This is a genomic window from Oscillibacter sp. KLE 1745, assembly GCF_000469445.2.
GTDB classification, from domain to species: Bacteria; Bacillota; Clostridia; order Oscillospirales; family Oscillospiraceae; genus Oscillibacter; species Oscillibacter welbionis.
Genome location: NZ_KI271695.1, coordinates 5776 through 13638 on the forward strand (window position 1 = coordinate 5776; position 7863 = coordinate 13638).

The 7863-nt window shown below is 63.2% G+C and carries 8 protein-coding genes; 5 read left to right on the forward strand and 3 right to left on the reverse strand.

The genetic code is table 11. The features are described 5' to 3' along the window. Positions 1-1998, forward strand: a 1998-nt coding sequence (locus tag HMPREF1546_RS04105) for a hypothetical protein (RefSeq protein ID WP_021751721.1), incomplete at its 5' end; no start/stop codon positions are given. Between the two features lie 194 nt (positions 1999-2192). Here the strand turns inward: HMPREF1546_RS04105 and HMPREF1546_RS04110 are convergent. From HMPREF1546_RS04110 to HMPREF1546_RS04120, 3 genes are all read right to left on the reverse strand, one after another. Continuing rightward, positions 2193-3008, reverse strand: coding sequence for a mechanosensitive ion channel family protein (locus tag HMPREF1546_RS04110; protein ID WP_021749198.1), 816 nt, complete (start codon positions 3006-3008; stop codon positions 2193-2195). 91 nt (positions 3009-3099) lie between these two features. Beyond that, positions 3100-3834 carry a hypothetical protein gene (locus HMPREF1546_RS04115; protein WP_021749197.1) on the reverse strand — a complete coding sequence of 245 codons (735 nt, stop codon included), beginning with the start codon at positions 3832-3834 and terminating at the stop codon, positions 3100-3102. Positions 3835-3879: 45 nt separating this feature from the next. Next, the gene (locus HMPREF1546_RS04120) at positions 3880-4332 is read right to left on the reverse strand and encodes an RNA polymerase sigma factor (protein WP_198016065.1); all 453 of its coding nucleotides are present in this window, start codon (positions 4330-4332) and stop codon (positions 3880-3882) included. A 335-nt stretch (positions 4333-4667) separates the two neighbouring features. On the opposite strand from HMPREF1546_RS04120, the gene HMPREF1546_RS04125 reads away from it, so the two are divergent. The 4 genes from HMPREF1546_RS04125 to HMPREF1546_RS04140 all read left to right on the forward strand — a co-directional run bounded on the left by HMPREF1546_RS04125 (position 4668) and on the right by HMPREF1546_RS04140 (position 7822). Continuing rightward, complete coding sequence (locus HMPREF1546_RS04125; protein ID WP_021749194.1) at positions 4668-4967, forward strand: hypothetical protein; 300 nt, start codon at positions 4668-4670, stop codon at positions 4965-4967. A gap of 93 nt (positions 4968-5060) precedes the next feature. After that, positions 5061-5645 (forward strand): sugar O-acetyltransferase, encoded by a 585-nt coding sequence (locus HMPREF1546_RS04130; RefSeq protein WP_021749193.1) that lies wholly within the window; start codon positions 5061-5063, stop codon positions 5643-5645. Between the two features lie 154 nt (positions 5646-5799). Then, a complete protein-coding gene (locus HMPREF1546_RS04135) occupies positions 5800-6366 on the forward strand; it encodes an RNA polymerase sigma factor (RefSeq protein WP_021751723.1) in 567 nt (188 codons plus the stop codon). Between the two features lies 1 nt (position 6367). Next, positions 6368-7822 (forward strand): PepSY domain-containing protein, encoded by a 1455-nt coding sequence (locus HMPREF1546_RS04140; protein WP_021749190.1) that lies wholly within the window; start codon positions 6368-6370, stop codon positions 7820-7822. Positions 7823-7863: the final 41 nt, after the last annotated feature.

Sequence of the window (7863 nt, forward strand, 5' to 3'; positions counted from 1 at the left end):
GCCCGCCGGGAGACGGAGCCGGCCGCCCCTCCGGCGGAGGGCGGCGCGAAGAAGCCGCCTCTGCAAACGGAGGCGCGGCCGCGTCCCGCCCCCCAGGTGACGGAAAAAACAGCTCCGCCCCAAAAGCCGCCCGCCCAGCCGGAGGACCTGCTGGAGGAGCTGCGGCAGGATCTGCCGCCCTCTCCCCACCCCATCACGCTGGAGGATGTGGTGGGCAGCACCGTGGACGCGGTGATGGAAGAGGAGGCTCAGGAGCCCCTGCTGCGGCCCCGGCGGGGCCTGTTCTCCCGGAAGCGCCTGATGGAGACAGAGGAGCTCTACGCCCCGCCGGAACCGGAGGAGGCGCCGGAGGAGATCCCGGAGATCGACACCATCGGTCCGGAGCCGGAGCTGGCCGAGGCGGCGGCGGACTACCGGGCGGAGGCCAAGCGGCGCAAGCACCCCATCCTGGCAGCGGTACTGATCTCGCTGCTGCCGGTGATCCCTATGGGGATCGAGGCCTACGGCTATGAGATCCGCTACTGGACCGGCGACGCAGCCGTCCAGAGCGGTGTGCTGCTGGCGTGCCTTGCGGCGGTGGCCGTCCTGGCCCGGCAGGTATTCGCCAAGGCGTTCGGCTCGCTGCTGCAGAAGCGATGCACCAGCGAGCTGCTGGCGGTGGTCTCCGCCGTGGTGATGGCGGCGGACTGTGTGGCCCGGCTGGTGCTGCCGGAGCGGAGCGCCGTCCCCTGCTATGCCCCGGTGGGGTGCCTCGCCCTGGTGTTTGCCATGTGGGGCGGAGCCCGGGAGAGCCGGGGACTGTGGGACACCTTCCGCATGGCCGCCACGGATGACGAGCCGCCTTATCTGGTGACGGAGACGGAGAAGGGGGCCTGCAAGCAGGCGGGTTCCGTCCCCGGCTTCTACACCACCGCCCTGCGGGAGAATACCGCCGCCGTGTGGCAGAACGCACTGATGCCGGTGGTGCTGATGGCCTCCATCGTGTTTGCCGGGCTCAGCTCCCTGGGCCAGGAACGGGGGGACGACTTTTTGCTGAACTGGTCTGCCATCCTGGGGGCAGGCACCACCTTTGCCCTGCCTCTGTGCTGGGGGATGCCCTTCTCCCGGCTGGCCCGGCACTTTCACAAGGCGGGGTGCGCCGTGGCGGGCTGGTGCGGTGCGGAGAAGATCAGCCGCAGGCGGGCCATGATCCTGACGGACGGAGACCTGTTCCCGCCGGGTACGATCCAGCTCAACGGCGTAAAGGTGTTCGGGGAGGACCTGTCCCGGGTTTCCTCCTATGCCGCCTCTATGGCCCGGGCGGCGGACTGCGGCCTTCAGCGGTTGTTTGACGGCCTGCTCCGCAGCGAGGGCGGCCATTATGAGAAAGTGGACGATTTCAGCTTTTATGAGGAGGGCGGCTACTCCGCCACCATCCGGGGGGAGTCGGTATTGCTGGGCACGGCCTCCTTCATGCGGAAGATGGAGGTGCGCCTGCCCGGCGGCATCAACCTGCGGACCGGCATCTTCCTGGCCATGGACCGGCAGCTGGCGGCAGTGTTTGCCGTGAAGTACCAGCCCTCGGAGAACGTGGATTTCGCCCTGCGGATGATGCGCCGCAGCCGCATCACGCCGATCCTGGCGTCCCGGGATCCCAACATCACCCCGGCCCTGCTGAAGCGGAAGTTTCACAAGGGCGTGAAGGTGGAGTTCCCCAGTCTGACGGACCGGGTGGCTTTCAGTGAGGCGGAGCTGGACCGGGGGATGCCCCGGGCCCTGCTGTTTCGGGAAGGACTGCTGCCCTATGCGGAAGCGGTGGTAGGCAGCCGCCGCCTGTGCAAGGCTGTGCGCCGGGCCACGGCGCTGTCCGTGCTGGGCAGCGTGGCCGGGACGCTGCTGTCCTTTTATATGGTGTTCCAAGGCGCCTATAATCTGCTGACGCCTCTGGCCCTGCTGGTGTTCCTGCTGCTGTGGGCGCTGCCGGTGTTGCTGCTGGCGGACTGGGCGGGCAGGTATTGAGCGCCGGCCATCTCGTTCGCAGCGGGATAAGATGACGCTGCGGGCGGAAGTCAACCGCATGAGCGGGGAGACCCACCACATCCGTGTCCCATGCAGGGCATTCTGCGGCATTTACCCCAAAAGACGGTGCCCGGTCCGGGATTTCCCGGACCGGGCGTCGCTGTATACAGAGGCGCCTGGAGCGCCTCCCGCGGTCAGCTTTGGTTTTCTATGATGTGGACATTCAGGTGGTTGTAGGTCATCTCCACGCCGTACTCCCGGAAGGCGTCCCGCAGGTGCTCCCCCAGAGCCAGATACGCGCCCCACCAGTTCTCCGGCGTAGCCCAGCAGTAGACTGTGTACTCGATAGAGCTCTCCTTGTATGCGGTGAGGTAGACGGTGGGAGCCGGGTCCTCCAGCAGGTTTTCCGTCTGCTCCAGAGCGCGCCGGCAGGCGGCCTTCACCGTCTCCGTGGGGGCGTCGTAGGAGGCGGTCACCCGCTGCACCACCCGCCGCCGCCCCAATACGGTGTAGTTGGTCATCTGGGAGGAGGCCAGCTCCTTGTTGGGGAGCATCACCAAATGCCCATCCGGGGTCACCAGCTTGGTGTGGTTCAGACTGATCTCATGGACCGTGCCGGCCACGCCGCCGACCTCTACATAGTCCCCGATGGAGAAGGGGTGGGCGGAGAGGATCACCAGCCCGCCGGCCACATTGCCCAGGATGTCCTCCGCCGCCAGGGTGACGCCCAGGGACCCCACGGACAGCAGCGCCACCAGGGAGGTCATGGGAATATTCAGGCTCTCCGCCACGATCAGCACCGTGACGATATAGAGGATCAGCTTCACCCCGGCCAGCAGGTATTTCTGGATGCGCTCGTCCAGCTTCGTCCTGGCCAGCAGCCGCCGCAGCAGCTTGCCCAGCAGGTGGACGGCCACCAGGCAGATCAGCAGCGTGGCAGCGGCGGAGAGGACCGCCCGGAAGGAGAACTTGGCCAGCGTGTCTGTGAACAGGGAAGTGAGGTCCGGCATGCGCGGCGCCCCCTTTGTATCAGGATAGCAAAAGCATACCGGAAAGCAGCGGAAAAGTCAACGCCGCCGGGGCGCGGCTCCCGGACCCGCTTCAGTCTTTTTCATCTGCAGAAAGGGCGATTTGGCAGCGGGGCAGGATTGCATGCTCAAATGTATACAGTGTCTCCGCCGCAATGGTGCGCACAACGGCTGCCAGTACCTGGTCGATTTCGGCGGTATATATCCGCGTCAGCCCGTCCGGCAGCGGGGCGGCAATCTGCAGGGAATTTGCCGCTCCCCGGCGTAACATAGCCGCCTTTTCGTCCATGCCGGGCTGGACATGGGCGCCGCCCTCCTGGTTTGCCAGCAGACACACTACGCCCTTACGGTTCAAAAAGTGCTGCCGGTCAATCAGGAGAATGTCAATCCCATTCCACCAGGTCTTGAATGCCCGTTTGGCATATCGCTTTCCGGGTTCCAGAGACAGGGGCTGCACCGTCAGAACCGGAGGGACTTCTGGCTGGTGAATCATCTGGTACTGAATGAGCGGGGAGCGGACAAAATCGGTCCTCCCTTTATTGGGCAGCTCGCCCCGCACGGTGCTCAGACTGAGAAAATCCGGACAGCTGAATGCAAAACGCTTTGTAATTTGGGCCAGCAGGGAATCAGAATATTTTGTCTGGTGGAGCAAAAGCCGGAGCTTGGTCGCAATCTGCGCACCGTAAGACCAGTCTCCTGCATCGTAATGGAGGCATTCCTGCCTTAAAAATTTTAACTGGACGAGCAGATCGCTGAGCAATTCTGTCGGCGTCCGATCAACTTGATACGCTTTTTTATCGTTGTGCATATTTGGTGCACTCCTTTCGGCATGAATAGTTGGGATTCCTGCACTTTAAAACTCTACTTTCTCCGTGCAATAGCGCAGGAAGCGCGTCCGGACCACATTGCACGCGGCTTCATATCGCGTTTTTACCTCACGCTGTGTCAGATTTAATTCCTGCGCAATGGCCCGCAGCGACAGCTTTTCCAAAATCCGAGCCTCCAGAATCCGCTGGCTTGTTTCAGAGATGTCGGAGATGGCTTTCCAGAGACAATAGTACCGCTCTAGACGAATCAGGATCCACAGGGGATCCCAATCCCGCATCCGTCCGGTGGAGACTTCATAGAGCTGCCGGCGATACCGTAGGCCGGTCAACACCTGCCGACAGCGGGTGCGGGTAATGTTTTTGCTGTACCCGCCTACCCAGCCGGAGAACTGGCTGAGCCCCTGATATCGGTCCAGCTGTTCATAACAGAGGGCAAACGCCTCATCGGCAATCTCACAGTAATCATCAGGTCCCAGCACGCGGCAAAAATCCATCCCGTACGCGCACTGGTATACAATTTCATAGGCACTCTCATAAAGCGCCTTCCAAAGTTCGGGATCGCCGCTTTTCAGAAATTCCTGAACCTGTTGATAGTCTTGCTCCCGCCGACTGGTTCGATAGGGCTGATATTTCCAAATTTTTTATATTTCATCAAATTCACCTCCTTTCTGCCTCTCACAGTGGCGGCTTTAGGCGATCCTGTCAAGAAAAAATTTCGCCCGCCATGCAATAAAAGCCGTTGTCTGCGCGTTATCAGGGCAGAAGACACAAACAGGAACCATGAATCCGAAACAACAAGCAGGAGGAGCTTTTTATGAAAAACATGTCTGTGAAGAAGATCGTCGCCATGATCGTGGGTGCAGCTGCGGTACTGGCCGTCGCGGCCGTGGCCGCTGTGCTGGCGCTGCGGGTGGACAGTGCGGAGGCTCAACAGATCGCGCTGGATACCGTCGGCGGCGGGGAGATCGTCTCACAGGAGGTCAGTAGTGAGGGCCTTTGGAATGAGTACAGCTACGAAATCATCAACGGGGACACGTGGTACGACATCGAAATCAGCGGCTTCGGCTCCGTCACAGAGCTGGAGAGCGTCAGCAGCCAGTATCCCCGGGGCTGAACCGACGGCGGCTCTTGCACCCGGAGGGCGCCTTCTGTATAATGGCAGAGTGAACTGCGGCCCTGGGGCCGCCTGTACAGGAGGAATCACCCTATGACGGAAAAGGAGAAGATGCTGCGGGGAATGCTGTACGCACCCGCCCGTGATGAGACCCTGCTGGCGGAGCTGGCTGCCTGCAAGACTCAGTGCCAGCAGTTCAATCAGCGGGCCTATCAGGCGGAGGGCATCGAATCCGCCCAGATGCTGCTGCGCCGGCTGCTGGGCGCCGCTGGGGAAGGACTGCGGATTGAGCCGCCCTTCTGGTGCGACTACGGCTGGAATATCAGTGTGGGCCGGAACTTCTACATGAACCACGGCGGCGTCATTCTGGACGCCGGCGGCGTGACCTTTGGAGACAACGTGCTGGTCGGCCCCCAGTGTGGATTCTACACCTCCGGCCACCCCTTGGACGCGGCAAAGCGGGCCCAGGGGCTGGAGTACGCCTATCCCATCCGTGTGGGCAGCGGCGTCTGGATCGGCGGCGGCGTCCGCGTGATGCCCGGCGTCTCCATCGGAGACGGGGCGGTCATCGCCTCCGGCAGCGTGGTGACGAAGGACATCCCTGCCGGAGTCCTGGCTGCGGGCGTCCCCTGCCGCCCCATCCGCCCCATCACGGCGGCGGACCGGATGCTGCCCTGATCCGGCGGAGCAGCTGCCCTTCCGGAAAATTTCGGCCCGGGGTTGGAAACCTCTGCAGGATGTGCTATCATGGGGGCGCGGCCGGTGATGCTTCGGCCGCAGTGCAATCAAACGCGCCGCCGGCGCGTTGTCTGTGTGAACAGGAGGAAGCCCCATGATATTCTGCATGACCGTGGCAGAGCCGGACCCAGACGCGGATGCCGCCCTGGAGGACTGTATCGCCCGCATCGCCGGGGGAGACAAGGACGCTCTGGCGGATTTGTACAACCGCACCCGTCCTGCCGTCTACGGCTTTGCCCTGTCAATCGTCAAAAACGCCCACGACGCAGAGGATATTCTCCACGACGCCTGTTTGCAGGTGTGGAACGCTGCCGGCGGATACCGCAGGCAGGGCAAGCCTATGGCCTGGGTGCTGACCATCACCCGGAATCTGGCCATCAGCCGCCTGCGGGAGCACGGGCGGACGGAACCCCTGGTTCAGGAGGACTGGCAGGACCGTCTGGCGGACAATCCCGCCGTGACCCATGAGGACCGGATGATGCTGGAGGCCGTGCTCTCCGCCCTGAGTGACGAAGAGCGGCAGATCGTCACCCTCCACGCGCTGACAGGCCTGCGGCACCGGGAGATCGCCGCTCTGCTGGGCCTGCCGCTCCCCACGGTTCTCTCCAAATACAGCCGGGCTTTGAAAAAGCTCCAACTCGCATGGAAGGAGGCAGACTGACTTGGACGAACGTGAACTGGAACAGCGCCTGCGGACCGCCGTGGAGCACGCCGCTCCTGATCCGCTGGACCGCATCCTGGCCGCCTGCGGCCCGCAAGCGGGAACTGTCCTCCCTTTTGAGGCTCCGAAAAAGAAGCGCCGCTGGGCGCCCCTGGCAGTGGCTGCCGCCCTGGTGGTCATGTGCTGTGGTGCTTTCGGCATCAGCAGCTGGCGGGGAGCCAACGCCGTGGACTCCGTGGTGATGCTGGATGTGAACCCCAGCCTGTCCATGACCGTCAGCTCCAAGGAGCGGGTGCTCTCCGTCACCCCCTTCAACCAGGACGCAGAGGTTATCCTGGGCGACATGGATCTGACCGGCACGGACCTGGACGTGGCAGTGAACGCCCTCATCGGCTCCATGCTCCAAAACGGTTATCTCAGCGATATCCAGAACGCCATCCTGGTGTCCGTGGAGAACCAGGACGCCGCAAAATCCGCCCAGCTCCAGCAGCACCTGACGGATACCATCAACAGCGTCTTCCAGGGCGGTTCCCTGGAGGGGGCTGTCCTCAGCCAGACAGTGACGGAGAGCGCGGATCTGAATGCTCTGGCCCAGCAGTACGGCATCTCCGTAGGCAAGGCATCCCTGATCCAGGAGGTGATCGCTCAGGACAGCACACTGACCTTTGCGTCCCTGGCACCCCTGTCGGTGAATGAGATCGCCTTGATCGCCGAGTCCCGGCATCTGACCACCCAGGCCGTCACCCAGACGGGCACCGCCAGCACAAAGGCCTATATCACGGCAGAGGAGGCCCAAAATGCCGCCCTGGCTCATGCGGGCATCGCCGAGAGCAGCGTGGCCCAGCTGGAGATCGAGTTCGACAGCGAGGACGGCCTGATGGTCTACGAGGTGGAGTTCTATGCCGGCGGCACAGAGTATGATTACGACATCAATGCCCGCACCGGTGAGGTGGTGAATTTCTCCCGGGAGGGCGGCATCTCCGGCGGAACAACCGGCAGCTCCGGCTCCTACATCGGCGAGGCGGCCGCCACTGCCGCCGCCCTGACCCACGCAGGCGTCAGCGAAGCGGACACCATCTATCTCCGCTGCTGGGTGGAGCACGACGACGGGCGGGCGGAGTGCTACGAGGTGGAGTTCCTGGCGGGCACCACGGAGTATCAGTATGAGATCGACCTCTATACCGGTGCCGTGCTGAAAAGCGAGCGGGAGAGCCACAGTGTCCCAGCATCCGGCAGCTCCGGCCCCCACATTGGCGAGGCGGCTGCAAAATCCGCTGCCTTGACCCACGCCGGCGTCAGTGAGAGCGACGCCTCCCGCATCCAGGTGGAGTTGGACCGGGATGACGGCCGGACCTTGTATGAGGTGGAGTTCCATGTGGGCCGGACGGAGTACAGCTATGAGATCGACGCCTCCTCCGGCGCAATTGTCAAGGCAGAGCAGGAGCTGGACGACTGAACCCTGTCACATCAAAAAGCAGCGGCCGGCATCTGCCGGCC

What these genes read in the sequence shown, in the direction of transcription:
- HMPREF1546_RS04110 (WP_021749198.1), bottom strand. Translation starts at nt 3,008, where the DNA reads ATGCCGGACCTCACTTCCCTGTTCACAGACACGCTGGCCAAGTTCTCC.
- HMPREF1546_RS04115 (WP_021749197.1), bottom strand. Translation starts at nt 3,834, where the DNA reads ATGCACAACGATAAAAAAGCGTATCAAGTTGATCGGACGCCGACAGAA.
- HMPREF1546_RS04125 (WP_021749194.1), top strand. Translation starts at nt 4,668, where the DNA reads ATGAAAAACATGTCTGTGAAGAAGATCGTCGCCATGATCGTGGGTGCA.
- HMPREF1546_RS04130 (WP_021749193.1), top strand. Translation starts at nt 5,061, where the DNA reads ATGACGGAAAAGGAGAAGATGCTGCGGGGAATGCTGTACGCACCCGCC.
- HMPREF1546_RS04135 (WP_021751723.1), top strand. Translation starts at nt 5,800, where the DNA reads ATGATATTCTGCATGACCGTGGCAGAGCCGGACCCAGACGCGGATGCC.